Origin of the sequence: Acidovorax sp. M14 (assembly GCF_049331375.1) — a bacterium.
In the GTDB taxonomy this organism is placed as follows: domain Bacteria; phylum Pseudomonadota; class Gammaproteobacteria; order Burkholderiales; family Burkholderiaceae_C; genus Acidovorax.
Genome location: NZ_CP186263.1, coordinates 4,547,607 through 4,573,085, shown reverse-complemented (window position 1 = coordinate 4,573,085; position 25,479 = coordinate 4,547,607). Strand labels below are relative to the sequence as shown.

Below are 25,479 nucleotides of genomic sequence, written 5' to 3'. Positions count from 1 at the left end.
AGACACCGCCATGCTTCGTTTTGACAACGCCCCCAAGAAGTCCACCAACCTGTCGCTCAACAGCAAGGTGCTGGAAGCCGCACGCGATATGGGCATGAACATCTCCCAAACCGTGGACGAACTGCTCGCTGCCGAAGTCCAGCGCCGCTACTGGGAGCGCTGGAACGCCACCAACCAAGAGGCCATTGCAGCCTACAACGCGCGCATCGAGAGCGAAGGCCTGCCGCTGGCCCAGTACAGGAGCTTCTGAGCGATGGCGCGGTTTGACGTTTATCGGCACCCCGACGCCAAACAGCGTGTCACCACGCCCTTTCTGCTGGATGTGCAAAACGAGTACATCAGCGGTTTGCAGACACGCGTAGTGCTGCCGTTGCGCAGCGCCGAGCGTGTGGCGATTCCGCTCCGTGACCTCAATCCCGCGCTGGAGGTGGAAGGCGTTGCAGTCATTCTGGACGCGGCAGCCATCGGTGCTGTGCCCCTGTCCATGTTGAAGAGCCCCGTCGGTAATCTCCGCGCTCAGGCCGATCTGATCGTCAGCGCTCTGGACGCACTGTTCGGCGCCTATTGACGCTCAGTCGTTCAATCAGGCCAGCAAGTCATACGCGGCTCGCACCCGCTGCAAATCCCGCCCCAGCTTGCGATTCGTGGGCAGATGCCGCATCCACCCCATCCGCCGGACACTGGTGGCCAGCACCGCCCGCATCTCCGCGCTCCCCTGCGCCACCCACGCCGCCCAGCGCGCGCGCCCCTCGGTCAGCTTGCCGCTGGTGTGCAGGTAGATCGCGGTGGAGTGCGCGTAACACAGCGCATCGCGCACGTGGCACACCGCCAGGGGCAGCACGGCGGCGGGGTCGTCTTCAAAGTCGATGCAGGCCACCTCGCCATCAGGGCAGCGCACCAGGTTGCGCGCAAAGGCCTGGCTCAGGCAGGTGCCTTGGCGGTGCACATGGGCCAAGGTATCCAGCCCCTGCTGCCACAGGGCCAGCACGCTGGTGGTGTCGCCCGCCTGCACGGCGTGGTCGATCTCGTTGCCCAGCGAATGGATTTCTTCACCCGTGTGGCCCAGGTGGCGCATGGCGAAGCCATGGGTGGATGCGGCCAGCACCACAGGCACGCGGATGCCGCGCGCGGCCAGGTCGCGCAGGCGCTGCACTTCGGTGGCGATGGCCGCAGGGCCGCCGGGGTTGGGCACGGGGCGCAGGGCGTCCAGCCTCAGCAGGGCGGCCAGCACGGCCATGGCGCGGTAGCGGCCCGTGCCGTGGGGCGCGCCTGCGCGCTTGATCCAGATCTGTTCGTCGCCCAGCACATGGGCCATCACGTTGTGCGGCTGGGTGGCGAGTTGCTGCTGCAAAAAGGCGGCGTAGTCGGGGGCGACGGTGGTGCTGTCCATCGGCAAAGTCATACGGGGGCATCCCCAGCCACTGCGGCGGCGGTGCCGACGGCGGCGGCCTGCGCCAGCTCGACATGGTGGGGCACAGAGGGCTCCAGCGCAGGCTCGCTGGCCTGGAAGCTGTGGGCATTGGCCAGCGGCCAGTACAGGCGAAATACGTTGTGCTGCGCATCCAGCGGGCCCAGCAGCGCGCCAGGTTGCATGCGGGTAATCAGGTTGGACAGCAGGCGCACCTCGGTGTCGCTGATGCGGCGCACGATGTGGTGGGCCGTGATGTCCTTGGGGTGGCGCAGCCCGGCGGCCTGCACCAGCTCTTGCAGCGCGTGCAAGGTGCTGCGGTGGAACTGCGCCACGCGCGTGGCCTTGTCGGGCACCACCAGGGCCTGCTGGCGCAGCGGGTCTTGTGTGGTCACGCCGGTGGGGCAGTGGCCGGTGTGGCAGCTTTGCGCCTGGATGCAGCCCAGCGCCATCATGAAGCCGCGCCCCGCGTTGCACCAGTCGGCGCCCAGCGCCATCATGCGCGCGATGTCGAAAGCGCTGATGACCTTGCCCGCACAGCCGATGCGCACACGGTCGCGCAGGTTCACGCCCACCAACGTGTTGTGCACCAAGAGCAGGCCCTCTTGCAGCGGCGCGCCCACGTGGTCGCTGAACTCCACGGGCGCCGCCCCCGTGCCGCCCTCGGCGCCATCGACCACGATGAAGTCGGGCGTGATGCCCGTGACCAGCATGGCCTTGACGATGGCGAACCACTCCCAAGGGTGGCCCAGGCAGAACTTGAAGCCCGTGGGCTTGCCGCCCGAAAGCGTGCGCAGTTTGGCGATGAACTGCATCATCTCGACCGGCGTGCGGAAGGCGCTGTGGCTGGCGGGCGAAATGCAGGCCTCGCCCTCTTTCACGCCGCGTGCGGCCGCGATCTCGGCCGTGACCTTGGCGCCGGGCAGCACGCCGCCGTGGCCGGGCTTGGCGCCCTGGCTGAGCTTCAGCTCGATCATCTTGACCTGCGGGTCGTTGGCATTGGCCGCAAAACGTTCTTCGCTGAAGGTGCCGTCGGGGTTGCGGCAGCCAAAGTAGCCCGAGCCAATCTCCCAGATCAGGTCACCACCATGCACCCTGTGGTGCTGGCTGATGCTGCCCTCGCCCGTGTCGTGTGCAAAGCCGCCTTTCTTCGCGCCCTGGTTGAGCGCCAGGATGGCATTCGCCGACAGCGCGCCAAAGCTCATGGCCGAGATGTTGAAAACGCTGGCATGGTAGGGCTGGGTGCAGGGCGACACCGACTGCGAAGGCGCATCGGGGCTACCGCCGATCCACACGCGGAAGTCGTGCGACGGCAGCTGCGTGGGCGCGAGCGAGTGGTTCACCCATTCGTAGCCCTGCGCGCCTACGTCCAGGTGGGTGCCAAAGGGGCGGTTGTCCGGGTCGCCCTTGGCGCGCTGATACACCAGCGAGCGCTGCGCGCGCGAAAACGGTGCGGCCTCGCTGTCGCTCTCGATGAAATACTGGCGCACCTCGGGCCGCACATATTCGAGCATGAAGCGGATGTGGCCGATGACCGGGTAGTTGCGCAAAATGGCGTGGCGCGTCTGCTGCAGGTCGTACACGCCCAGGGCTACCAGCGCCGCAAACACCAGCACCACGGGCAGGCCCACGCCAAACGCCACCAGCGCAAACAGAGACAGCAGCAGCCCGAACACGCACAGCGCAAAGGCCGTGTAGCGCACCGGGTACAGGGAGTTCAGTTGGTGGATCATGGGGGTCCTGGCTCTGGGCGGTGGCGCGGGAGGGCTACACTGACCGCCTTTTTATCGGGTTGCCATGTTGCGCGCGGCTCTTTTTTCACGCCCTGGCCTTGCCTGGGCCGCCTTGCATCTGCCGCTGACGAGCGCCACAGCACAAGGCCAGCGCATCATAAAAGTAAAACATCGCTTTACTGCCCCCGCTTTCTCGCTTGACGACCGGAGCCTCCCATGACCGAACCCACATCGCCCACTCCCGCTCACGACGACCTCGACGCCTCCGCTGCGCCCGCTGCCGCACTGGGCCCCGACGAGCTGGAGGAGATGGACAACATCCTCGACGACCTGCGCGCGCGCGGCGAGGAAATCCCGCAGTGGGAGTTCTGCGACGGCTTCATGACCGCGCTGATCTGCAGCCGCCGCCCCATCGGCCCGGCCGAATACCTGCCCATGCTGCTGGGCGATGGTGCCGAACTGGATGTGGCCGAGGGCGAGCCGCTGCCCCTGCTGCCCGCGTTTGCCGACGCTGCCCAGCAAGCCCGCTTCATGGACCTGTGGATGCGCCGCTGGAACGAGATCGTGGCCCAGCTCGACACCGACGTGAAGACGCTGGACGACGACCGCACCTTCCAGCCCGAAGCCATGGACATGCGCGGCGCGGTGGCCAGCCTGACTGACGAACAGCGCGCCGAGATGGGCGACGACCAGGAGATTCCATCCTTCGGCCAAGTGTGGGCGCTGGGCTTCATGTTTGCGGTGGAAAACTGGCCTGAAGACTGGGCCGCCCCGCGCGACAAGGAAGCCGCCAAGTGGCTGGACGATGCGCTGGAGCGCATCGTGGCCCTGACCGAAGACGACACCGGCAAACCCGAAGTCTGCATGTACGACGAAGACGGCCCACCCAGCACCAGCCAGGCGCGCGTGGAAGCGTTTGGCGAAGCCATCTGGGCCGTGTACGACCTGCGCCAGCTATGGAAGAGCATGGGCCCGCGCGTGGAGACGGTGCGCAAGGCGCCCGAGCCCGGGCGCAACGACCCTTGCCACTGCGGCAGCGGCAAGAAGTACAAGAAGTGCCACGGGGCTTGAGGTGGTCAGGGGCTACTGATTTCGGTGCGATATTTAAGGCTGGTGGTGGCCTGGGTTCGTCGGGCGCCATGATGAAGCCAAGCTGCAAATCAGTGTCCAGCATGCAACCCCCATCCAACTCATCCTTTAGGCATTTGTTGAGCAGACGTCCCGGAACCCCTGACCTTGCATCGTCGCTCATGTCAAACGCTTGGCACCAATATCACTAGGTTCTATGGCTAACCGCAAGAAGCTAAACGAAGCGACGCAGTTCCGAAGTGGTTTATCGGAGTGCTCGCAGGTGTTGTATGTGCTTTGCACTCGCGAGAGACTTTGATCAAAAGGCTGGGCAGCTTGCGCATCTCGACCAAGATCGCTCAAACGATGCCCAGACCAATCTTGCTTGGCTTTGCCTGCCCCACCACGACGAATACGACAGCCGGACGAGTCAGAGCAAAGGCTACACGGAAGCCGAAGTTAAACGCTACCGTGACCTCTTGTACGCGGAGGTTGATCGGTGGAGACAGTCGCAACCGCACGTCGAATCGCCAGAATTGTTTCGTTTCAAGCAAAAGCTACTTGAATCCAACACTGGTCTCTTCTTCTTCGCTGCATATGCAGGCAGGCATCCTATGGCGCGCAAGCGTCTTTTGGATGAAGTGACTGATTCTGACTTCAAAGCTCAATTGGCTGACGCATGGGCTTTCATCGATAGTCAATCTGCGTCTGCCCCTCTGCTCACGCGGGAGCAGTTGATGGCTCAGTACATTGGAACAACCGAAGACGGTTCAAAGGATCTGATGATCCTCTTAGGACTTTCTGCTCAGGCAATCTCGGCTATGAGTGAAGAACACCGGAACAAAGCACTCTTTGCCTTACAGAGCGACACCATCAGATCGGCACTAATGCTGCTTCACAAGATTCGAACGGATCGCGCATCCAGTCACAAGGATGGTTTTTAAGCCTCTTGTCAAAGAGGATACAGTAGACTACCTGCCTTTCACCTTCCGCATTTCCTGACCGAGAGCTGCACTTGGGGTCTGCTACGCTGTCAGCCGCGACCCCAAAGCAGCCAAGGCGCAGCGCCATTCACCCCTGCGCCAGAAACTTCTTCAGATTCCCCGCCGCCGTGCTGCGCACCTTGCGCTTGAGCGAGGGCGACCAGCCCAGCAGCAGCCCCGGTGCGCCCAATGCCTGCCGCGCCCAGCGCCAGAAGTTGAAGCGGTCGCGGTGCGTGGCGATCAGCCCCTCGGGCGTGAAGGTGAAGGTGCCGTCGATGATGTTGTGCACCTTGCGCCCCGTGGCGCTGAAGAGGTAGTGCGCCTCCCAGTGGGCCTTGCCCCCCTGCGCATCGGCGTCGATGCCGCTGAACTCCAGCTTCCAGTGCTCGGCGGCGCCGGGCTTTTTTGTTGCAGTGCACAGCATGCGCCACATGCCGGCCACCTGCTCGCGGCCTTTCAGGGAAAAGGCTTCGTCGTCAAACGTGGCGTCGGGGGCGTAGCAGGCGGCCATGGTGGCGTGGTCCAGTTGCGCAAACGCGGTGTAGAAGCGTTGCAGGGTCTGGGCGTTGGGGTGCATGGGTTCTCCTCCTCAAGGGCGCCCATGCTACACCGGGGCCAGCGCGCTGCCTGCCCCCTGCGGGACCGACGCGGCGACGTGCTTTCAGCTGGTGCGCAGCCCGCCAATGCGCCGCCGCTGGGTGTCGTCCAGGGCGTCCAGCACCTGGATGCCGTGCGCATACCCTTGCTGCACGATCTGCTCGAACCGGTTCCACTGCAGCATGCCCACGCGGTCCATGGGCGGGTTGAAGTACAGGTCGGTGAGCTGCTGCGACTGGCGCTGCCGCGACATGCTGTACAGGATGGTGACCTGCATGAGGTAGCTGGCCAGCGATGGCAGCTTGTAGCGGCGCTGGGCGCGCGGCCGCAGCTTGTCGCGCAACAGGGCCCAGCTGCTGGGGATGTCGTCCAGCTCGATGCGGCGCGGTTTGCGGAAGTTCAGGTCCACGCCAATCACCGTGCCCACGCCGCGCATGCTGCTGCGCATCACGTCCACGGGAAAGTTGTTGAACGTACCGCCGTCGCACAGCAGGTCGCCCTCGTGCACCACCGGAGGCAGCGCGCCAGGAATGGAGATGCTGGCCAGCAGCGACTTCACCAGGCCGCCCCGGCGCACCACCTGTTCACTGGCGCGCGAGTAGTTGGTGGCCACGCAGTAGTAGTTCTTCCACAGGTCCTCGACCTGCGCCGGAAAGCCCACCAGCTGGCCCACTGCGTCGTGCAGGATGTGGCGCAGGCGGCGGCCCTTGATGAGCGACATCAGCGGCAGCAGGCTCCAGTCGCCCGTGGGGTTGGTGCGGAACGCCTCGCGGGCGTTGTCCATCACCGTGGTCAGGGGCTGGTCGGACGCCACATACGCGGCCATCACCGAGCCGATGCTGGTGCCGCCCACGCGGTCGATCTCCACGCCTTCTTCCTGCAGCGCGCGGTAGATGCCCAGGTGCGCAAACCCGCGCGCGCCGCCACCGGCCAGCACCAGGCCCACGGCGGTGCGGCTCTGGATGCGGGCCAGGCGCGCCATGTCGCGGTCGAGGGCAGGGCGCACGTGCACGTGGTCGGCCACGGGGCGGCGGTCCAGCCATTGCTGGGTGCCGCGCGGGCACTGGGTGCCTTCCGGGTGCAGCAGCACCAAAATCTCGGCGGCCTCGGCCAGGGGCGCGCGGCGCAGCAGGCAGTTTTCTTCAATCGGGTGGATGGCGGGCTCGGCCTGTGCGTCGGCCAGCAGCAGCAACTCGTCGCAGTGGCGGCTCACGCGGCGCGTCCAGGGCGTGGGCTCCGGGTCTGCCAGCAGCAGCACGAAGTCATTGCGCGCCTCGATCTCGTCGAGCAGCATGGCGATGCGCCGGTTGGCCGTGGCGTCGGCACCTTCACGCTGGGCAATGCCGGGTTCGTGCAATTCGGCATCCACGGTGGTCGAGTCCACCACCCGCACGCGGCCCACCGTGCCGAGGTGGCGCGCCAGGCGCTGGCCAAAGGCCTGCAGGTCCACGCCGCTGCTCACGGGCAGCAGGCCCATGGCCACAGGGCGCTCCTGCGCGGCCGTGTGGGCGGCGGTGCCTGACTGCAGGCGCTGGATGATCTGGCGTGTGAGGGCAATCGACACCTGGGCGCTGCTGGCCAGCAGGGTCTTGAACACGTCCTTGGTCAGGCGCACCAGCACCGAGTCGCGCACGGCGACCACGGTGGCGGCGCGGGGTGCGTCGGTGAACAGGCTGATCTCGCCAATCACCTGGCCCCGGCCCATGTCGGCGACGCGGCGCTGTGTGCCGCTGGGGCCGTCGTCACTGCGCACATACGCGCGCAGGCGGCCGCTGACGGTGAGGTACATCGATTCGCCGGGCTCGCCCTGGGTCATTAGCGTGCTGCCGCCAGGCACCTCCACCCATTCCAGCTGGGCGCGCAGCAGCTCCAGCGCTTCGGGCTCGATGCCTGGCAGAAAGTTGCGCAGGTGCTCGGTGAGCAGTTGGTTCTGGGTCGCGGTAAAGGGAGGCATGGTCACGCAATCGGCAAGGCACAGTGAAGGCGCTGCGAAAGGTGATGGCTGGCCAGCCACCGGTGCTGGCCAAGTGTTCCGCAGCGTGCGAAGCGGCGGATTCTAGGAACGCGAAGGCCCCTGTGCGCACTGCACGGAGCATGGCGCCTGCGCAGCGCGTGAACAAATGCACGGCAGGCCCTTTCGATTGCCCCTTCGGGCCGAATGGGACCGGGCCGTCAGCGCATGAAGCTGCGAAGTGCCTCGGCGGTTTCGCCGGGCAATTGTTCAGGAATGAAGTGCCCCGCCGGCACGGCCTGGCCCGTGACCACGCCTGCACACTGCGCCTGCCACAGCGCCAGCGGATCAAACAGCCGGTGCACAACACCGTGCGCGCCCCAGATCACCAGGGTGTCGCAGGCGATTTTCTCGCCGCGCGTGCGGCTGTCGCGGTCATGGTCCAGGTCGATGCCTGCGCTGGCGCGGTAGTCCTCGCAGGCGGTGTGGATGGCTTCGGGTGTGCAAAAGCAGCGCTCATAGTCGGCCAGGGCCTGGGGCTCGATGTGGGCCAGGCCTGCGCTGCCCCAGCCTCCCAGCTTGGCGTGCAGGTAGGCGCGCGCGTTGCCGCCGATCATGGTCTCGGGCAACGGCGCGGGCTGGATCAGGTGGAACCAGTGGTAGTAAGCGCGCGCAAACTCCATGTCGGTGCGTGCGTACATGTCGAGCGTGGGCGCGATGTCGATCACGCACAGCTTCCTCACGCGCGCGGCGTGGTCCAGCGCCAGGCGGTGGGCCACGCGGCCGCCCCGGTCATGGCCGCACAGGTAGAACCGGTCGTGGCCCAGCGTGGTCATCACCTCGGCCATGTCCTGCGCCTGGGTGCGTTTGCTGTAGTTGCTGTGGTCGGGCAGGCCGGGCGCGTGGGATGAGTCGCCATAGCCGCGCAGGTCCGGCAGCACCAGACAGTAGTCGCGCGCCAGCTGCTGCGCCACGCGGTGCCACAGCGCATGCGTTTGTGGAAAGCCGTGCAGCAACAGCAGCGGGGGCGCGCCCACGGTGCCGCCGGTGCGCACAAAGATCTCCGCGCCCGAGGTGGTGATGCGCTGGGTGGCAAAGCCGTCAAACCAGGAGGGTGTCGCTGTCATGGCCGTATGGTGTGGCAAGGGGCGGGGGAAGCCCTGTCTTGTGGACGACAGCAGCGCTGCCCATGCCGGGGCCTGGGACCTTGCCAGCGAGGTCAGGCAGGCAGCAAGCTCAGCAGCCGCTTCAGCGCGTACCGCAGCGTGGCGGTGCGGACGGCGGCGCGGTCCCCGGCGAAGTGCTGCATTTCGCTGTGGGTTTCGCCGCCCACGCACCAGGCAAACCACACGGTGCCCACCGGCTTAGCCTCGGTGCCGCCTGTGGGGCCCGCGACGCCCGTCACGGCCAGGCTGACCTGCGCGCGCGAGTGGGCAAGGGCGCCGTCGGCCATGGCACGCGCTACGGGCTCGCTCACCGCACCGTGCTGATCGATCAGGCCGGGGGGCACGCCCAGCATCTCGGCCTTGGCCTCGTTGGAGTAGGTCACAAAGCCGCGCTCAAACCACTGGCTGGAGCCCGACAGGTCGGTGCAGGCGGCGGCGATCATGCCGCCAGTGCAGCTCTCGGCAGTGGCCAGTAGGTGGCGGCGGGCCAGCAAACGCAGCGATATTTGCGTCAAATTGGCCTCAAGCGCTTGTAATTCTTGCGCTAGTAGCTCACTTTTTGATAGTGATGTGGGTGCCATCAGAACCTCCACAGTGCAATGACCAGCAAGGTACAGAAGGCTGCCACAAAGTCGTCCCACAAGATACCCCAGCCCCCGCGCCAGCCAAAGCCTTTGAACAGGCCGTCGGCCCAGCCCACCGGGCCGGGTTTGGCGGCATCAAAAAAGCGGAACAGCCCAAACGCCACCACCTGCCCCCACAGCCCCATGGGCATCGCCAGCCACAGCACCAGCCAGAAGGCCACCACCTCGTCCCATACGATGCTGCCGGGGTCGGCCACGCGCATGTGGCGTGCCGTGGTGGTGCAGGCCCACCAGCCCACCACGGTGCTGATCGCGATCAGCAGGCCCATCTGCCGCGGGTTCAGCCACTGCTGCAGCACCAGGTAGGCCAGCCAGGCCCACAGCGTGCCCACGGTGCCCGGTGCCTTGGGGGCCAGGCCGGCACCAAAGCCCAGCGCCATGAAGTGGGCCGGGTGGGACAGCATGAAGCGCACGCTGGGGCGCAGGGGGGCAAGGCTGGGCTGGGGCTCGGAAACGGTCATGGCGCGGAAGAAAAAGGGTCAGGCGCTGGCGGCGCTGGCGGCATTGGTGGCACTGCCGTCTGCCCCGGCGGGCAGGCGCACCAGCAGCACGGGCACGGGGGCGGTGCGGGCAATCTGCTCGGCATCGCTGCCCATCAGCACGCGGGCCAGGCCGCGGCGCCCGTGGGTGCCCAGCACGATCAGGTCGGCGCCCCAGGCCTGGGCGTGTTTCACCACCAGATCAGCCACCCGGGCGTCGAGGTTTTCGATCAGCACGGTGTCCACCGGCACGCCGCTTTGCGCCACGCGCTCCTGGGTGCGGTGCAGCAAGGCCTCGCCGGCCTGGCGCAGGCGGGGCAGCACTTCCTGGCTGTAAACCTCGGGCCGCTCAAAACCGCTGATGTGGGCCAACGGGTCCATCACGTTCAGCAGGCGAATGCGCCCGCCCGTGGCCTGGGCCAGGCCCGTGGCTTCGTTCACGGCGTGGTCGGCGGTGGGGCTGCCGTCAACGGCAACGAGGAGGTGTTGGTAACTCATGGCGGCGGGCTCCTGGGGGCTCGGTGGCGCCTTGGCGGGCGCTGCGACGGATTGTGACCGACCCGCTGTTGCGCGGGGCGTTCAGAGGGCCAGTCACCGTGTTTCCAAGGTCACTGGCGTTCGATCAGTTCCACGTCCTTGGGGTAACGGATGGTGTGCTCGGCGCTGAACTGCGCGGTGGCCCCTGCGGCCACTGGCTGCTGCCAGGCCACGGTGCCGGGCGTGCGGTTCCAGGCCGTGTCTGCCGGCTGGGGCTGGTAGCGCGATTCGACCTCGATCTTTTCATTGCGCGAGACCGGTGCGGCATGCAGCACCTGCAGCGTGACGGCCGTCTTGTGGCGGTTCTCCACGCTGTAGGCCCGGCGCGTCTTGCGCTCCACGCGCGAGCCGGTAAACCCGCTGCTGCCCGTCAGGTCCTGCACAGGCTCGGCCCGCACGGTGACCAGTTCATCGCGGCCAAACGACAGGCTGGTGCTGCCGGCCGGGGCGCCCGCGCTGGGCGCGCCAAAGTCGATGCGGCCGTTGCCCACAAAGGCGCCGTCGCGGTACAGGCCCGCTGCACCCGCAGGCCACACGCCGGGCGGCTGGGCAATCTGCGCGACCAGATAGGCCGCTTCTTCCATGGCGGGTGCCGTGCGCGTGATCAGCGTGGCGGGGGCGCTGTAGTTGCCCAGTGCAAGCGTCACGCGCTGGCCGCTGGAAGGCACGGTGATGCGCTGGGGCACGGCGAACTCGGTGGCAAACCCCTTGTCGAGGGCGCTGACGTCAAACGTGGGCATGGCCTCTTCGGCGGCATTGCGGGACCGGGACAGCGACGCAACGGTTGGTGCGGGCGCTGGTGCCATCGCCATGGCGGGTGCGGGCGAACCCTGGGGCGGGGGCGCCACGTTCAGCCACCAGGGGCGCGGCAGTTGTCCTTGTGTGGCGCGCCCGGGCTGGCCCGTCGACAAAGTCAGCTGCACGTTGCCCCAGTCTTCACCACTGTTCTGCGCCACCAAGGCCTGGCGCTCGATCAGCACCGTGGATTTGTTGGCATCGAGCGTCGCCCGGTAGCTGGGCTGCCAGCCGGGGCCGCGCACCTGGTAGGACAGGCGCAGTTCGGCCTCGCGCTCGGCGGCCAGGTTGATGGTGACCGACACCACCCGCGCACGCTGGCTGGCCACGCGGTCGCGCTCGGCCACCAGGGGTTTGAGGGCCAGTTCCAATGCCTCCTGCTTGCGCTGGAGCTGGTGCGCGCGTGCAGCGCTGTCCTGCCCGGACTTGCGCAGCACCTCGGCGGTGGCGGTGATCTGTGCGGGCGTTGGGGTGGCGGCACGGGGGGCGGTGCTGGCAGGCGCTGGCGCCTCCGATCCCGCGCCGGTTTGGGCCACGCTGCGCAGGTAGCCATCCACCAGCTGCAGGGCCGAGGCCTCGGCCTTCACCCCGGCGATCTGGTCCTCCAGCTCGCGGATGCGGCCGTCCAGCGGACTGGCGCAGCCTGCCGCCATATCGCGGTCTTCGGTGAGCACATTGAACTCGCCCACGCGCACGGCGGGGTCGGCGTTGATCTGCAGGCTTTGCACATCCAGCGATGCGGGCAGGCAGGCCAGCGTGAGGCTGCGGGCGCCAGCGGCCACCTTGGCCACACGCTCCACCGTGGCGCTGCCAGGGTAGATGGTGACGCGGGCGATGCGGGAGGTGTCTTGGGCTTGGGCAGGAAAGGTCGCCAGAAGAAACAGTGCCAGACTGGCCAACGCGGGGCGGGTCACGGCAGAGGGGATGGGCATGAGCGGCTCCTGAGATGCGCAGAGTGCACGGATGCTAGCAGCCGCACGTACTGCTGCCATTGGGGATGAGGCCTGTCTCTTGCCCGGCTGGCACGAGGGCGCGACGTCCCAAGGATTGCCCAACGTCCTGTAACCATTTTCTGCAGGGCAATCTGCCGTGTGATGTGCCTTGGCGTTTAAAAATGCCGGCGCGGGCGTGGAGCCCGCTCACTCCTTTCTAGCCTTTGTTGGAGACACCGCGTGCAGGATACCCAGGACAAGAGTGCCTTTGATTCCGCCATTCGAGCGCTGGAGTTCGAGATTGCCAACGCCGGCACCCACCTGACGATCGATGCCGCAGCGCGGCAGTCCTATGCGATGCAGATACAGGCCATGGCGAACGAACTGCGGGGCCAGGTGGCCAGCGGGCGCATGACATGGGCGCAAGCCGCGCAGCAGGCCCAAGAGGCGCGCAACGCGATCATGGAAGTCATCCGCGGGCGCAGCACCCCGGTAGGCCGCGCCATGGCGGAGCGACTCAAGCGGGAGGGCAAAACGCTCAATGAACTGATTGCACGCAAGACGCAGCAACTGCATGGCGTGTCCGCCGACTTCAACCGGCTGTCGGCTACGCAGAAGAATGCGGTGTACGCGGAGATCGTCAAGTCCGCAGGCACCTCCAATCCCCGGGTGACGGCCACCATGCGCAACCTTTCGCGCGCGGGGCGCGGTCTGCTGGTGGTGTCCATCGCTATCTCGGTGTACTCCGTCGCCAATGCCGAAGATAAAGCCAGTGCTGCGCGCCGCGAACTGGCGGTAACGGGCGCAGGCATTGGCGGTGGTATTGCAGGCGGTGCGGTGGCGGGCCTGGCATGTGGCCCGGGAGCTCCAGTGTGTGTCACTGTGGGAGCTTTTGTAGGCGGCGCTTTGGCTGCGTTTGGCGTGGACTTCTTCTGGTAGTGGGGGGCTTTTCACATGCAGATCGTGTCTCCCGCAGACCTCTCGGTGCTACGCGTCCGTACACCCGATGAAGACGCTCCACCCCAGTGCGAGATCCTGCGAAACGGCCGGGCGTCCGGATGCCTGGTGCCGGGCGCTGTGCTGGAGATGGCCGCTCAGTGGCAGTCGTTTTACCTGTTGTTCACCACCGACGACACGCCGTTTGAAGAGCTGCTGCACATCCACCTGCTGGACGCTGATTTGCGCTTGCTGGATTCCGCGACGCTGGGCGGCATCTACGCGACGGGATCGTTCTCGCCGCTCGAGTCGGCTGAGCTGGACACATTCCGCTTCCGGTTCATCGGCGACACTGACTGGAGCGTTCAGGTACTCCCCGAGCCGGGCTTTCGTATTCCGCTGTGGTCGGAGCCCACAGGCGTGAGCCGCCCTGTAGGTTTCACCCGGCATTTCATCGTGCGTGGGCAGCCGCAGCCTGAGCACACCTGACACGGCCTCTACAGCACCAAGGGCACCTCTGCCGCCAGAAAGTCATACACCGCCCTGATCTTGCGGCTGGTGCGTATCTCGCGGTGCACTGTCAGCCAGATGGGCAGATCAGGCAGCGGCAACTGGGGCAGCACCGCCACCACGTTCGGGTCGGTGCGGGCCATGTAGTTGCCCACAAAGCCGATGCCCAGCCCTGCGCGCACGGCCTCCCAGTAGGCCATGAGGTCGTCGGTGCGGAACGCGAAGTGCTGGCGTTCCACCGGGTAGCCCATGGCGGCAAAGCCTTGTTGGATGTCTTCGTGCCGGTCATTGCCCACCAGCTCGTGCTGCAGCAGGTCGGGCGGCTGGCGGGGTGTGCCCTTGCGGCGCAGGTAGTCGCGGTGGGCGTAGGCGCCCAGCGTCACGGCGCCGATGCGCTTGGCCACCAGGCTGGCCTGGTTGGGGCGCACCATGCGCAGCGCAATGTCGGCCTCGCGCCGCAGCAGGTTGGTGACCTGGTTGCTGGCTACCAGCTCCACCTGCACCTCGGGCAGCGCCTGGCGCATGCGCGCCAGCACGGGCGGCAGCAGCACACAGGCCACGGGCTGGCTGGCGGTGATGCGCACGGTGCCGGTCACGCCTTCCTCGGCGCCCGACACGCTGCGGGCCAGCTGGTGGGCACCCATCTCCATGGCACGGGCCGACTCGGCCAGCCGCAGCGCCGTGGCCGTGGGCAGCAGGCCACGCCCGGTGCGTTCGAACAGCACCACGCCCAGCTGCGACTCCAGCTCGGCAATGTGGCGGCCGATGGTGGGTTGGCTGGCGTTGAGTGCGCGTGCCGCGCCCAGCAGGCTGCCCTGGTCGAGCGCGGCCAGGAAGGACTGCACGAGGCTCCAGTCAAAGGTCTGGTTCATGGCGATAGCGTGCCTGCGAAAGGGCCACAGCGGGGTGGTTGATGGTATTCATATTTGCATTGCTGGTATGAATGCTTAGCCAATTGTGTAACGGTGCCTGCGTTTTCACAATCGCTCTATCCCTTATGAATGGAGCCCTGGCATGACCCCTCAACCCTTGCGTCCCACCGCTGGCGAACAGCCGCCTACCGTGTTGATCCTGGGCGCTCGCGGCCGCCTGGGCCTGGCTGCCACCCGTGCGTTTGCACAGGCAGGCTGGCAGGTGCTGGCCCAGGTGCGGCCCGGCGCGCAGCGCGCCACCTTGCCTGCCATCGCCGGGGTGTGGTGGATGCCGGTGGCGGTCGACGACACCGCCGCGCTGGCTGCTCAGGCGCAAGGGGCGCAGGTGGTGGTGCATGCGCTCAACCCCGCCTACACCCACAAGGCCTGGCGCGAAGAGGCCCCCGCATTGATGGAGGCGGCCATTGCCGTCAGCCGCCAGCTGCGCGCCACGCTGATGCTGCCGGGCAACGTCTACACCTTTGGCGAATCCATGCCGCCCGTGCTGCGCGAAGACACGCCCCAGGCCGCCACCGGTTTCAAGGGCCGCATGCGGGTGCAGCTGGAGCAGCGCCTGCAGGCCACCACGCAAGCGGGCGAGATGCGCGCCGTGGTGCTGCGCGCCGGGGACTTTTTTGGCAGCGGCACCGGCAGCTGGATCGACCAGGCCATCGCCAAGGACCTGCCCCGGGGCCGCATCACCTGGCCCGGCCCGCTGGACGTGGCCACGCCCTGGGCGTACCTGCCCGACCTGGCCCGCACGCTGGTGCGCGTGGCGCAGGAGCGGCACCGGCTGGCCGCCTTCGAGTGCCTGCACTTCGCGGGCCACCACGTCACCGCGCAGCAGTGGCTGCGCAGCTTCACGGCCATTGCGGCGGAGCTGGGCTGGCTGCCTGCAACCGGCGCGCTGCGGGTGGGGCAGTTGCCTTGGCTCTTGCTCCGCGTGATGGGGCTGGTGGCACCCACGTTCGCTGCGTTGGCGGACATGCGCTATCTGTGGCGCACGCCGCACCGGCTGGACAACACCCGCCTGCGCACCCTGATCGGCGACGAACCCCACACCCCGTTTGACCAGGCCGTGCGCCAGGCGCTCGCAGATTTGGGGCTCGTTGCCAGCCACCAGCCCCGTGCCGCGCTGGCCGGGTCCCACCCACTCTGACCCTTTGGAGCACTCCCATGAACCGTCGCAACTTCATCCGCCTGGCCGGTGGCGGCACCATCGCCGCTGCCACGGCAGGCTCGCTGGCTGCCTGTGGCGCACTGGGCTCGCACTATCCCGCCGAGGCGGTGGAGGCCTGGAACGGCCCGGTGGGCGAGACCGACTTGCGCCGCCGCGCCGTGGCTTACGCCATCACCGCGCCCAACCCGCACAACCTGCAGCCCTGGCTGGTGGACCTGCGCGAGCAGGGCGTGATCACCCTGCGCACCGACCGCGAGCGCGTGCTGCCCCACACCGATCCGCTGGGCCGCCAGATCCTCATCGGCCACGGCGCGTTTCTGGAACTGCTGGTAATGGCGCTGGCCCAGCAGGGCGTGGCCAGCCAGGTGCAGCTGTGGCCGCAGGGCGAGCTGCCCACGGCGCTGAAAGACTGGGACGAGCGCCCGGTGGCGCGCATCACGCTGCAGCCCGGCGGCCAGCCTGACCCGCTGTTTGCCCAGGTGCTGTTGCGCCGCACGCCCAAGACCGATTTCGACACCACCCGCCCGGTGGCGCCCGAACTGCTGGCCCGCCTGCTGGCCAGCGCCCCAGCCTCCGGGCAGACCGCATTGCGCGTGGGCGGCACCGTGGCGGCCGAGCAGTTGCCCGCATTGCGCACGCTGTGCTGGGAGTCTGCCCAGGTCGAGCTGCTCACGCCGCGCACCATGATGGAAAGCATCCACCTCACGCGCGTGGGCCCGGCGGAGATCCTGCAGCACCGTGACGGCATCTCGATCAACTCGCCCTTTGTGCGCGCCGTGGCCGCGCTGGGCCTGTTCGATCGCACCCAGCCCCCGGCCGAAGGCAGCGCCGCCTACAAAAGCGCGATGGGACGCTTTGAGGGTCACAGTCGCACGGCCATGGGGTTTGTGTGGATCACCAGCCCCAACACGCGCAGCGACCAGGTCCAGGCCGGGCGTGCCTATGTGCGCCTGCAGCTGCAGGCCACCGCGCTGGGCGTGGGCATGCACCCCATGAGCCAGGCCCTGCAGGAGTTTGCCGAGATGGCGCCGCACTACGAACGGGTGCACCAGCTGGTGCTGGGCCAGCCCGCGCCGCGCACGCCGCACGATGCCACGGTGCAGATGTTCTGCCGCATGGGCTACGCACCCGACCCGGCGCCCGCCACGCCGCGCAGGCCGCTCGCGAAATTTGTACAGGTGTGACCGCGTGCAAGAGCACTGCAAAACTTGCGCTGTATCAGCGATGCTCAGTGAGTGTTCTGCAGGACTGCCAACTTCATCCGCAGGAGCGTACGCACGCGAAGCCATGCAGCGGTGCTTGTGACAGCCTGCAGTCGACAAGAGCCCGTATCATCGCGGCGCCATGTCGCCTCCCGCCCAGCCTCTCCCATCCACCGCTTTCGCCACCACCCAGTCGTCGGGCGAGGATCGCTTTGAAGCCTGGCGCAGTGGGATCTCTGTGCTTTTCGATGTGGCTCCGCTGACGCAGAGCGCACCGCTGGAGGATTTTCAGGCGCGGGTCGAGGCCGTGCACTTAGGCCAGTTGCTGCTGGGTGATTTGCGGTTTGGGGCACAGCGCTTCGCGCGCAACCAGGCCCGTGCTGCGCAGGACGGACTGGACCACTACCTGGTGCAGTGGTACCGCGATGGGGGCTTCATCGGCCAGCACAGTGACCAGGACGATTTGCGTGTGCGCGCGGGTGATGTCGTGGTGTTTGACATGGCCCGAATCCAGCAAACCGTTGCCCAGGGGTCGCACGTGCTGTCGCTGATCGTGCCGCGCGCGCTGGGCGACGAGGCCTTCGCAGGCGGTGCCAATCCCCATGGCACGGTGCTTCGGTCAGACAGCATCTTTGGCGGTCTGTTGGCGGACCATCTCAACGCGCTGCACCGGCGCCTGCCCTCCATCGGCATGGACCAGGCTGACGACGTGGTGCGGGCCACTACGCACATGCTGGCGGCATGCATACGACCCAGCCAGCGCACGCTGGCAGAGGCCCGCGCAGAGGTGCATGCCGTCACGCTAGAGCGCATACAGCGCCACATTGGCCGACATCTGGGCGACCCGCTCGCTCCCGAGGCGCTGTGTCGCACCTTCGGTATTTCGCGCCACCGCCTCTATCAGCTGTTTGAGCCTCTGGGGGGCGTGGCGCGCTACGTGCAGCAGCGTCGCCTCCAGCGTGCATTCCAGATGTTGTCCAACCCGGCGTATCGGCATCTGCGCGTGTCTGACGTAGCCACCCGACTTGGTTTCACGAGCGAAGCGCACTTTAGCCGTACCTTCCGCCATACTTTTGGCCACACACCCAGCGACGTGCGGGCTGCGGCCGACTCCGCACGCAGCCATGGCCAGGCGCCGACCATGCCCAGTGCTGCGTCGGTCGAGTACGCGGACTGGTTGCTCGGTCTCTGACAGACTGCAGGCGACCTGCCGGGTCTGATCGTTCAGCAGCTCGGCACCTTGAGAAGCGCCGCGGCTCCTCTCCCATCGAATCTCTGAGGCGCCTCCGAGCGGGAGCGGGGCGACAACCATCTTCGCGAAGCGTTTCCTCCAGCTATTGAAGCAGGTGATGTGCTGACGGCCCAACGGCCCCGCAAACGCGCAGTCAAGCGCAAGGCAAACGCCAGGTCAATCTCCGGGTACGTCTTGCCCGCACCATCTCTGGCATGCGGCGTGGGCTTTTGGGCAGCTGCTGAAACAAGAGCCCGTGGGCTCCGACAACAACAGATTCAGGCGCCTATTTCCATGGCTTCGCGACGCTCTCGTTCCATCGCTGCGCTCCTGCAAGGCATAGCTCCCGCTTGGCGCATTGCATGGGCGGTGCTCGGCGTTGCTGCTTCGCCTCTCGTGCAGGCTGCTGCATTCACCGTGGGGGCGGGAGGCGCGGCGTACCACGGCACCATTGATCTGGCTTGCGACGACCTGGAAGTCAATGGCCCACTGGACGCATCGGGCGCCCTCTTCACGGGGGTGGGGCGGGTACGCATCAGCGCAGCAGGCTCCATAGCAGCCGCCGGCGCCCGTATCGAGCTGGGTGCCGGCTGGCATAACGCGGCGGGACCTGCCGGTTTCTCAGGCTCCGGCAGCACCGTAGCGGTGGTGGGGCGCTGTAGCACGGGCAGCACTGCAGACATCACCGGGAACACCACATTTGTCCATCTGAGTGCTGTGCAAGCCGGACAGACTCTGCGCTTTGCGGCGGGTAGCGAACAGCAGGTGGCCGGTACGTTGACGTTGAACGATGTGACGCTGCAAGGCCAGGGGGGGATGGCGTTCGTCACCCTGCTGCCTGGCGGCGTTCAGCAAATCGGCACGGTTGGTGTGGCGGACGTCGATGCCTCCCGTGGCCAGCGGCTGGCGGCTACCGGCCAGAACGGTTTGGTGGGCGGCAATGCACCTGGCTGGTTTGCGCTGGCTGCTCCTGCCGCTCCATCCGTTGTGGCAGTGCCCACGCTCAGTCAATGGTGTCTGCTGCTGCTGTCAGCGATGGCCGGACTGCTGGGTGGGCGCCGGTTGCGGGCGCAGCGCACCACGGCCATGCCGCCGTTCGATAGACAAGCGCACTGAGCGCCATCTCCCTGACCGATCTATGTTCAAGACGATCTCTTTCCTCTGCGCTTCTACGATTCTGGTGGCCAGTACGGCCTTCGCGCAAGTCACCCTGTCAGGCGCTGGCGGCGTAGTCATCCAGTCGTCCACCTCCGGGCAGACCATCTCCGCCTTCGATAACGACGGCAAGGTCAGGTTGCCCCAGCTCGCCGGGGCGGGCTTCGTGCGTGCTGATGCCCAAGGGGTTCTTTCTGTGGATGCGGCGGGGCCTGTGGGTCCGGCAGGTCCTCCGGGGCCTCAGGGACCCAAGGGCGATCCTGGTAGTACCGGTGCGACTGGTGCCCAGGGCTCCCCAGGTCCGCAGGGGCCGACCGGTCCGGCAGGTCCGCAAGGTGCTACCGGAGCCACAGGCCCTGCAGGGCCTGCGGGTACGGTGGCGGGTGTGTCTTTTCTGCGCCATGGCTGTTTCAAGGTTCAGGACCCGCTGTCGAACACGCTGGCGCCCGCCACCATCTTGAGTGGTACCGGCTACACGGTGAACCCCGCCTATGGCGGTGGCCAGACCCGCACCTATTTCATCTTCTTTGACCAGAGTCCTGGCGGCACCAACCTCACGGCGCTGCTGGACATACGCACCAGCACAGGCCGCAGCCTGGCGGCCACGTATAGCACCACTAGTTCGTTCATAGACCTGCTGGTGACGGTGGATGTGGGCAGCACGATCAACGCGGGTGAAGACCTCAGTTTCTGCTTTTCTGCCATGCGCTGAGCCACCGTTCCCTGCCAAGCCCACAGGCCCCGAATGTCCGGAGCTGCTGGGCTTGTTTCTTTCCTCAACCAGCAGTGGCCTCTTTTCGGAGCGCCGCTTCGGTGAGTTTTTTATGGCAATCCCGATGAATCACTTCCCTTTGCTTCCATACCGTTCCCTGTCCAGATTCCTGACTGTCGTCGCCGCGTCAGGTGCTCCATGTGCATGGGCCCAGGCGCAGCCCCCGGTGGGGACGATTACGTTCGCGGCTGCTCTGGCCGGCGCCGCACAACCAGTGCCCACCATGGCCCAGTGGGCCTTGGTGATCTTGTCGCTGTCGATGGTCCCGGTGGCATGGCGCGCAGCCCGTGGGCGTATGGGGTGTTGGGCATGGGCGGCTGGTCCTGGTTTTTTGACGGCAGTGATGCTGATGACATCTTGGAGTCGCGATGCGGACGCTGTGCCGGTGGAGGTCGATGTGGTCTTGGACAACCCGGCGGGCGGTAGTGCGGATATTCCTTACCACGCCGCATTGGACCTTGCGTTTGCCGACTTCATGCACCAATACGGTGTGCGCAACACCACAACCCAGTCGCTGCGCATCACGGGTATCACCCTGACACCCGCGCATAACGACCGCGACCCCCGCGACCCGCCGCGGTGCACGGTGGGGATGGTGTTGGCAGCAGGTGAACGCTGCTACCTGCTGGTATCCAAGCCCCACTGACCTGGATCGCACGCAGTTTGGTGCAGTGTGATTAGGCAACACGGGCTTCGCACCAAGCCAAGTTGCATTCGTGAATCTGCAAACCGGACCTGCATAACCGTCTTTGCAAATTAGGAGGGGCATTGGATCGTTGAGGTGAATCAACCTTCAGCCACAAACCACCGCGCTTTGCCGCCGCTTCACACGCCGTTCAGGTGGCGTTCATCGCAGTTTTCTACAGTTGCTGCATTGCAATAAATGGTGACTGGTGATGTGGAAGAAGGTTTTGGGGGGCGCCCTGGCGCTGGCAGGTGCGGCTTGGCTGATGGCACTGTGGGGGCCGCAGTCAGCGCCGCCTGCGTGGGGCGATGTCTGGTGGTGGCGCAACCAGCTGATCCTACTCACCGGCGTGTCGGCCTGGGCGCTGATGTCGTTGATCATGGTGCTGGCCGTGCGCCCCGCGTGGCTGGAGAAGCCGCTGGACGGCCTGGACAAGAGCTACCGCCTGCACAAGTGGGCGGGCATCGGGGCCATCGTGCTGGCGCTGCTGCACTATGGGCTGCAACTGTCGCGCAGCCTGCTGGCGGCCTGGGTGGGCCGTCCGGTGCGTGTGCCGCGGGCGGACTGGTGGCTCAACACCTTCCGCCACTTGGCTGAGGAGATGGGCGAGTGGGCGGTGTGGTTCCTGGCGGCCATGCTGGTCATCACGCTGTGGCAGCGCTTTCCGTACCACGTGTGGCGCTACTTGCACAAGCTGCTGGCCGGGGTGTACCTGGTGCTGGCGTTTCATGCCGTAGTGCTGACGCCGCCCGCCTGGTGGGCGCAGCCTGCGGGCGTGCTGGTGGGCCTGTGCACGCTGGTGGGGGTGTTGTGCGCCGTGCGTTCGCTGGCCGGAGCCATTGGGCGCAGCCGCCGCCATGCGGCCCGCGTGGTGAGTGTGGCACCCCAAGGGGCTGGGGTGCTGGAAGTGACCTGCCAGGTCAGCCCGGCCAGTGGCTGGCGGCATAAGGCTGGGCAGTTTGCGTTTGTCACGTTTGGCAAGGCCGAAGGCGCGCACCCATTCACCCTGCTCAATGCCGACCAGGGCAACGGTACGCTGCGCTTTGCCATCAAGGCGCTGGGCGACCACACGGGGCAATTGCCTTTGCAAGTGCAGCCGGGCCAGCGGGTGGACATCGAGGGGCCGTATGGCTGCTTCGACTTCCGCAGCGATAGCGCCCCTGAACAGGTGTGGGTGGCTGCGGGCATTGGCGCCACGCCGTTCATGGCCTGGCTGGAGTCGCTACAGTCCACGCCCGCGCTGGCACCCCGGGTGCACCTGCACTACTGCGTGCGCCATGCGGGCGAGGCCGTGTTTGCCGAGCGCATGGCCGCGCTGTGCGCGCGTCTGCCTAGCGTGACGCTGGAGATCCACTACAGCGACGATGCCGGGCCCGTGACACCCGCAGCGTTGCTCGCGGGCACCAGCCCGGCGGCGAGTGTGTGGTTCTGCGGACCGCAGGGTTTTGCCGAGGCGGTGCGCCAGGGCATGGAGCAGCTGGGGCGCTCGCCTGCGCGCTTTCACCAGGAGCTGTTCCAGATGCGCTGAGGCGGTTCTCCGCGCTGCAGCGCTACGTGGTGCCGGTGCGGTCCGTGGGTGCCAAGTACTCCCGCACCAGGGCCCGCGCGCGGTGCAGGCGGCTTTTGGCCGCCTCGCGCGTCACACCCAGCCGCTGCGCCATCTCCTCGATGGTCAGCTCCTCGAAGTCGCGCATCAGCAGGGACTCGCGGTACAGGGGCGGCAGCGAGTCGATGGCCAGGGCCAGGTCATGGCGCAGTTCGTGGTCGGGGCGGTGCGAGCAGGCGAGGTTGTCTTCCACCTGTGCCAGCGGCTCGCCCTTGAGCCAGGCCAGCATGGGCTGCATGCACAGCCGCTGCACGATGCGCACCACCCAGCCGCCAAACGCCGCCACCTCGCGCAGCGCGCCCACGCGGCGGTAGACGATGATGAGGGCCTCCTGCACCACGTCGTCCGTCGCGGTGGTGGCTGCGCAGTGGCGCAGCGCATAGCGGCGGATGTCAGGACGGGTGAGGCGCAGCAGCTGCTCCATCGCCACGGCATCGCCGCTGCGTGCGGCGGGCAGCAGCTGGGCCACGGTGAGGGGCGGGGACGTTGCTGTCATGGGGCGCCGCTCACTCGACCGGCTTGCGGCCCACCATGGCGCAGGCGGGGCAGTAGCCGAACGCCCCGCTCAGGATGCTGCCCACGCCCGAGGCGGCCAGCACCAGGCCCAGGGGCGATGCGGACATCCACCACAGGCCTGCAGCGATGAGGGCGATCCCACCGACAACGCGCAGCAGGCTTTCGGGGCGGGTGATGTTCTTGCGGTACAGCATGGTGAAAAGCTCCTTGGTGGGGTGACGAAGGTGCCAGCACAGGGCGCCTTCACCACCAAGAGCCGCTGTTTGCGCAAAAGGATTCATGGGTTGAAAAAATTTTTGCCGTCCACCACCCATCACCCGAAATGGTCGAACGAGGCATAGCGGTTCTCCACCACGTGCCCCAGTGCATCCACCAACTGCAGGCCGGGCTCGGCCAGCACCGTGCCAATGCGGGTGACGGGCGTGCCGCTGGTTTGCGACGCGGCAGCCACGGCATCGCGCCGCGCGGGTGGGGCGGTGAAGGCCAGTTCGTAGTCGTCACCGCCAGCCAACGTGCATTGGTGGAGCATTTTTGCGTCGAATACGCCAGATGCGCTAGTCGAATATGCCTTTTCTGCTACCAAATATGTAGTAACTGAGGTGTCGATGCGCGCACCCACGCCAGAGGCTTTCAGGATGTGCGACAAGTCGCCCAGCAGGCCATCGCTCACATCCATCGCGCTGCTGGCCACCCCGCGCAAGGCCAGGCCCAGGGCCACGCGCGGGGTGGGGCGCTCCAGCCGCTGGCGCGCGCGGGCCAGCACCTCGGTGGGCAGGGCAATGTGGCCGAGCAGTGCCTCCAGCGCCAGCCGGGCGTCGCCCAGCGTGCCGCTCACATAGATGTCGTCGCCGGGCCGCGCACCGCTGCGCAGCAGGGCCTGGCCGGTGGGCACCTCGCCAAACACCGTGATGCAAATGTTGAGCGGGCCCTGCGTGGTGTCGCCGCCCACCAGCTCGCAGCCGTGGGCATCGGCCAGCGCCAGCAGCCCGCGCGAAAAACCTGCGAGCCACGCTTCATTCACCCGGGGCAGCGACAGGGCCAGGGTGAATGCGAGCGGCTTGGCTCCACAGGCCGCCAAGTCCGACAGGTTCACAGCCAGCGCCTTGTGGCCCAGGGCTTCGGGGGCCACGTCGGCAAAAAAGTGGCGGCCCTCCACCAGCATGTCGCTGGAGATGGCCAGTTGCATGCCGGGCGCGGGTGCCAGCAGTGCGCAGTCGTCGCCCACACCCAGGGCCGCCTTGCGCACAGGGCGGGTGAAGTAACGGGCAATCAGGTCGAATTCACCCATGGCAGTGGTTGGTAATCCAGAAAAGGTCAAAAGGCGTCATGGGTATCCAGCACTGCTGGCTTGTGCAGAAAACCACGTCGCCCAGTGGTCGATGCAGGCCTGAATTTTGGGCAGCCTGTGCCTGCGCGTAAGGGTGATGGCGTGGATGGGCGTGGGCTGCAGGTCCACGCAGTGGGCCAACACGGGCGCCAGCTGGCCCTGGCGCACGAGGGGATCGGCCACCACGGTGACCAGTCGCGCAATGCCCAGGCCCTGCAACGCCAGCCGCGCGGTGATGGCCGTGCTGCCCGATCGCCAATGGCCTTCGGCCACCAGCACCTCGGGCACGCCATCGATCAAAAAGGGCCAGTGGTTCAGAAAGGTCACCGCGCTGTTGGTGATGAGCCGGTGCTGGCGCAGGTCACCCGGCTGCCGCGGCACCCCGTGGGCTTGCAGGTAGCCGGGCGTGGCGTACAACGCACGGGCCAGCGTGCCCAGCGGGCGCGCCACCACGGTATCGGTCAGTGGCGGGCCGGTGCGGATAGCGATGTCGATGCCGTCGCGCGCCATGTCGGCCATGCGGTCGTCCACCACCAGCTCCACGCGCAGCTGCGGGTGTTGCTGTTGCAGGCTGTCAAAGCTGGGGATCAGCAGGTATTCGGCCACCACCGAACTGGAGGCCACGCGCACCCAGCCGCTGGGCTGGCTGCTTTGCTGGGCGAACTCGCCTTCGAGCTCGTCGAGTGCACCGGTGATGCGGCGGCAGTAGTCCAGAAAGGTCTGCCCCTCGGCCGTGAGCGTGAGCCCGTGCGTGCTGCGGTGGACCAGCCGCGCACCGCAGGATTTCTCGATGCGCGCCAGCGCGCGCGAGACCTGGCTCACCGGGGCATCGCGCTCGCGCGCCACGGCCGACAGCGAGCCCAGGTCGGCCACGCGGGCAAACAGGTGCATGTCTTCAAAGCGGATGTCGCGCATCGGGCAATGGTAACGGGGGGGCTTGGGATGTCCTGCATCACTCCCTGCGGTCGGTGATAGCGCGGCCTCGGGCGGTCCGCTGCGTTGCTTTTTTTGCCAATAGCCCCGCTATTGGCTGCAAAAAGACGCCTTGCGCCTCCTCCCGATCCGCACTACCACCAACTCGCGAGGGTGATGCAGGGCATCCCTTGCACTCCGCGCAAAACGGTATTGCCCCGCAGGCCGTTTCCGCCGCGCCCT

General features: G+C 66.9%; 27 protein-coding genes. 13 read left to right on the top strand and 14 right to left on the bottom strand.

The window, feature by feature from the left end; genetic code table 11:
• Positions 1 to 10: 10 nt before the first annotated feature.
• Positions 11 to 250, top strand: coding sequence for a type II toxin-antitoxin system CcdA family antitoxin (locus tag ACOYR4_RS21385; protein WP_116748177.1), 240 nt, complete (start codon positions 11 to 13; stop codon positions 248 to 250).
• Between the two features lie 3 nt (positions 251 to 253).
• Positions 254 to 568, top strand: a complete 315-nt coding sequence (locus tag ACOYR4_RS21380) for a CcdB family protein (protein WP_060986242.1) — start codon at positions 254 to 256, stop codon at positions 566 to 568.
• A gap of 15 nt (positions 569 to 583) precedes the next feature.
• Here the strand turns inward: ACOYR4_RS21380 and ACOYR4_RS21375 are convergent, their stop codons facing one another.
• The gene (locus tag ACOYR4_RS21375) at positions 584 to 1,390 is read right to left on the bottom strand and encodes a hypothetical protein (protein ID WP_422847978.1); all 807 of its coding nucleotides are present in this window, start codon (positions 1,388 to 1,390) and stop codon (positions 584 to 586) included.
• 8 nt (positions 1,391 to 1,398) lie between these two features.
• Positions 1,399 to 3,141, bottom strand: coding sequence for an FMN-binding glutamate synthase family protein (locus tag ACOYR4_RS21370; protein ID WP_422847977.1), 1,743 nt, complete (start codon positions 3,139 to 3,141; stop codon positions 1,399 to 1,401).
• A 216-nt stretch (positions 3,142 to 3,357) separates the two neighbouring features.
• Here ACOYR4_RS21370 and ACOYR4_RS21365 point away from each other — a divergent pair, with 216 nt between their 5' ends.
• Both ACOYR4_RS21365 and ACOYR4_RS21360 read left to right on the top strand, forming a co-directional pair.
• Complete coding sequence (locus ACOYR4_RS21365) at positions 3,358 to 4,212, top strand: UPF0149 family protein (protein ID WP_309828380.1); 855 nt, start codon at positions 3,358 to 3,360, stop codon at positions 4,210 to 4,212.
• Positions 4,213 to 4,499: 287 nt separating this feature from the next.
• Entirely contained in the window at positions 4,500 to 5,153 is a 654-nt protein-coding gene (locus tag ACOYR4_RS21360; protein WP_422847976.1) for a hypothetical protein, read from the top strand.
• A 127-nt stretch (positions 5,154 to 5,280) separates the two neighbouring features.
• On the opposite strand, the gene ACOYR4_RS21355 is transcribed toward ACOYR4_RS21360, so the two are convergent.
• From ACOYR4_RS21355 to ACOYR4_RS21325, 7 genes are all read right to left on the bottom strand, one after another.
• Positions 5,281 to 5,769 carry a nuclear transport factor 2 family protein gene (locus ACOYR4_RS21355; protein WP_422847975.1) on the bottom strand — a complete coding sequence of 163 codons (489 nt, stop codon included), beginning with the start codon at positions 5,767 to 5,769 and terminating at the stop codon, positions 5,281 to 5,283.
• Between the two features lie 84 nt (positions 5,770 to 5,853).
• On the bottom strand, positions 5,854 to 7,743 hold the full coding sequence (locus ACOYR4_RS21350; protein WP_422847974.1) for a patatin-like phospholipase family protein: 1,890 nt from the start codon (positions 7,741 to 7,743) through the stop codon (positions 5,854 to 5,856).
• A gap of 218 nt (positions 7,744 to 7,961) precedes the next feature.
• A complete protein-coding gene (locus ACOYR4_RS21345) occupies positions 7,962 to 8,867 on the bottom strand; it encodes an alpha/beta fold hydrolase (protein WP_422847973.1) in 906 nt (301 codons plus the stop codon).
• Between the two features lie 92 nt (positions 8,868 to 8,959).
• On the bottom strand, positions 8,960 to 9,487 hold the full coding sequence (locus ACOYR4_RS21340; RefSeq protein ID WP_422847972.1) for a CinA family protein: 528 nt from the start codon (positions 9,485 to 9,487) through the stop codon (positions 8,960 to 8,962).
• Positions 9,487 to 10,011 carry a phosphatidylglycerophosphatase A gene (locus tag ACOYR4_RS21335; RefSeq protein ID WP_422847971.1) on the bottom strand — a complete coding sequence of 175 codons (525 nt, stop codon included), beginning with the start codon at positions 10,009 to 10,011 and terminating at the stop codon, positions 9,487 to 9,489. Before ACOYR4_RS21335 ends, ACOYR4_RS21340 begins: the two co-directional genes overlap by 1 nt.
• Before the next feature lie 18 nt (positions 10,012 to 10,029).
• Positions 10,030 to 10,527 carry a universal stress protein gene (locus tag ACOYR4_RS21330; protein WP_422847970.1) on the bottom strand — a complete coding sequence of 166 codons (498 nt, stop codon included), beginning with the start codon at positions 10,525 to 10,527 and terminating at the stop codon, positions 10,030 to 10,032.
• Positions 10,528 to 10,637: 110 nt separating this feature from the next.
• The gene (locus tag ACOYR4_RS21325) at positions 10,638 to 12,293 is read right to left on the bottom strand and encodes a DUF4139 domain-containing protein (RefSeq protein WP_422847969.1); all 1,656 of its coding nucleotides are present in this window, start codon (positions 12,291 to 12,293) and stop codon (positions 10,638 to 10,640) included.
• Between the two features lie 240 nt (positions 12,294 to 12,533).
• Here ACOYR4_RS21325 and ACOYR4_RS21320 point away from each other — a divergent pair, with 240 nt between their 5' ends.
• Positions 12,534 to 13,232, top strand: a complete 699-nt coding sequence (locus ACOYR4_RS21320) for a hypothetical protein (protein WP_422847968.1) — start codon at positions 12,534 to 12,536, stop codon at positions 13,230 to 13,232.
• 15 nt (positions 13,233 to 13,247) lie between these two features.
• The gene (locus ACOYR4_RS21315) at positions 13,248 to 13,718 is read left to right on the top strand and encodes a hypothetical protein (RefSeq protein ID WP_422847967.1); all 471 of its coding nucleotides are present in this window, start codon (positions 13,248 to 13,250) and stop codon (positions 13,716 to 13,718) included.
• Positions 13,719 to 13,726: 8 nt separating this feature from the next.
• Here ACOYR4_RS21315 and ACOYR4_RS21310 read toward each other — a convergent pair whose 3' ends face one another.
• On the bottom strand, positions 13,727 to 14,611 hold the full coding sequence (locus ACOYR4_RS21310; protein WP_422847966.1) for a LysR family transcriptional regulator: 885 nt from the start codon (positions 14,609 to 14,611) through the stop codon (positions 13,727 to 13,729).
• A gap of 142 nt (positions 14,612 to 14,753) precedes the next feature.
• On the opposite strand from ACOYR4_RS21310, the gene ACOYR4_RS21305 reads away from it, so the two are divergent.
• The 7 genes from ACOYR4_RS21305 (at position 14,754) to ACOYR4_RS21275 (ending at position 22,403) form a co-directional block, all read left to right on the top strand.
• The gene (locus ACOYR4_RS21305; RefSeq protein ID WP_422847965.1) at positions 14,754 to 15,809 is read left to right on the top strand and encodes an NAD-dependent epimerase/dehydratase family protein; all 1,056 of its coding nucleotides are present in this window, start codon (positions 14,754 to 14,756) and stop codon (positions 15,807 to 15,809) included.
• A 17-nt stretch (positions 15,810 to 15,826) separates the two neighbouring features.
• A complete protein-coding gene (locus tag ACOYR4_RS21300) occupies positions 15,827 to 17,014 on the top strand; it encodes an Acg family FMN-binding oxidoreductase (protein ID WP_295943802.1) in 1,188 nt (395 codons plus the stop codon).
• Positions 17,015 to 17,174: 160 nt separating this feature from the next.
• A complete protein-coding gene (locus tag ACOYR4_RS21295; protein ID WP_422847964.1) occupies positions 17,175 to 18,224 on the top strand; it encodes a helix-turn-helix domain-containing protein in 1,050 nt (349 codons plus the stop codon).
• Positions 18,225 to 18,557: 333 nt separating this feature from the next.
• Positions 18,558 to 19,379 (top strand): IPTL-CTERM sorting domain-containing protein, encoded by an 822-nt coding sequence (locus ACOYR4_RS21290; protein ID WP_422847963.1) that lies wholly within the window; start codon positions 18,558 to 18,560, stop codon positions 19,377 to 19,379.
• A 22-nt stretch (positions 19,380 to 19,401) separates the two neighbouring features.
• Complete coding sequence (locus ACOYR4_RS21285) at positions 19,402 to 20,130, top strand: collagen-like triple helix repeat-containing protein (protein WP_291444388.1); 729 nt, start codon at positions 19,402 to 19,404, stop codon at positions 20,128 to 20,130.
• Complete coding sequence (locus tag ACOYR4_RS21280; RefSeq protein WP_422847962.1) at positions 20,069 to 20,836, top strand: midcut-by-XrtH protein; 768 nt, start codon at positions 20,069 to 20,071, stop codon at positions 20,834 to 20,836. The genes ACOYR4_RS21285 and ACOYR4_RS21280 overlap by 62 nt, the downstream gene beginning before the upstream one ends.
• A gap of 250 nt (positions 20,837 to 21,086) precedes the next feature.
• On the top strand, positions 21,087 to 22,403 hold the full coding sequence (locus ACOYR4_RS21275) for a ferredoxin reductase family protein (protein ID WP_422847961.1): 1,317 nt from the start codon (positions 21,087 to 21,089) through the stop codon (positions 22,401 to 22,403).
• Positions 22,404 to 22,425: 22 nt separating this feature from the next.
• Here ACOYR4_RS21275 and ACOYR4_RS21270 read toward each other — a convergent pair whose 3' ends face one another.
• From ACOYR4_RS21270 to ACOYR4_RS21255, 4 genes are all read right to left on the bottom strand, one after another.
• Complete coding sequence (locus tag ACOYR4_RS21270; protein WP_422847960.1) at positions 22,426 to 22,977, bottom strand: RNA polymerase sigma factor; 552 nt, start codon at positions 22,975 to 22,977, stop codon at positions 22,426 to 22,428.
• A gap of 10 nt (positions 22,978 to 22,987) precedes the next feature.
• Positions 22,988 to 23,191 carry a YgaP family membrane protein gene (locus ACOYR4_RS21265; protein ID WP_015016070.1) on the bottom strand — a complete coding sequence of 68 codons (204 nt, stop codon included), beginning with the start codon at positions 23,189 to 23,191 and terminating at the stop codon, positions 22,988 to 22,990.
• Positions 23,192 to 23,310: 119 nt separating this feature from the next.
• Positions 23,311 to 24,285 (bottom strand): thiamine-phosphate kinase, encoded by a 975-nt coding sequence (thiL, locus tag ACOYR4_RS21260; RefSeq protein WP_422847959.1) that lies wholly within the window; start codon positions 24,283 to 24,285, stop codon positions 23,311 to 23,313.
• Between the two features lie 36 nt (positions 24,286 to 24,321).
• Positions 24,322 to 25,239 (bottom strand): LysR family transcriptional regulator, encoded by a 918-nt coding sequence (locus ACOYR4_RS21255; RefSeq protein WP_422847958.1) that lies wholly within the window; start codon positions 25,237 to 25,239, stop codon positions 24,322 to 24,324.
• Between the last annotated feature and the right edge of the window lie 240 nt (positions 25,240 to 25,479).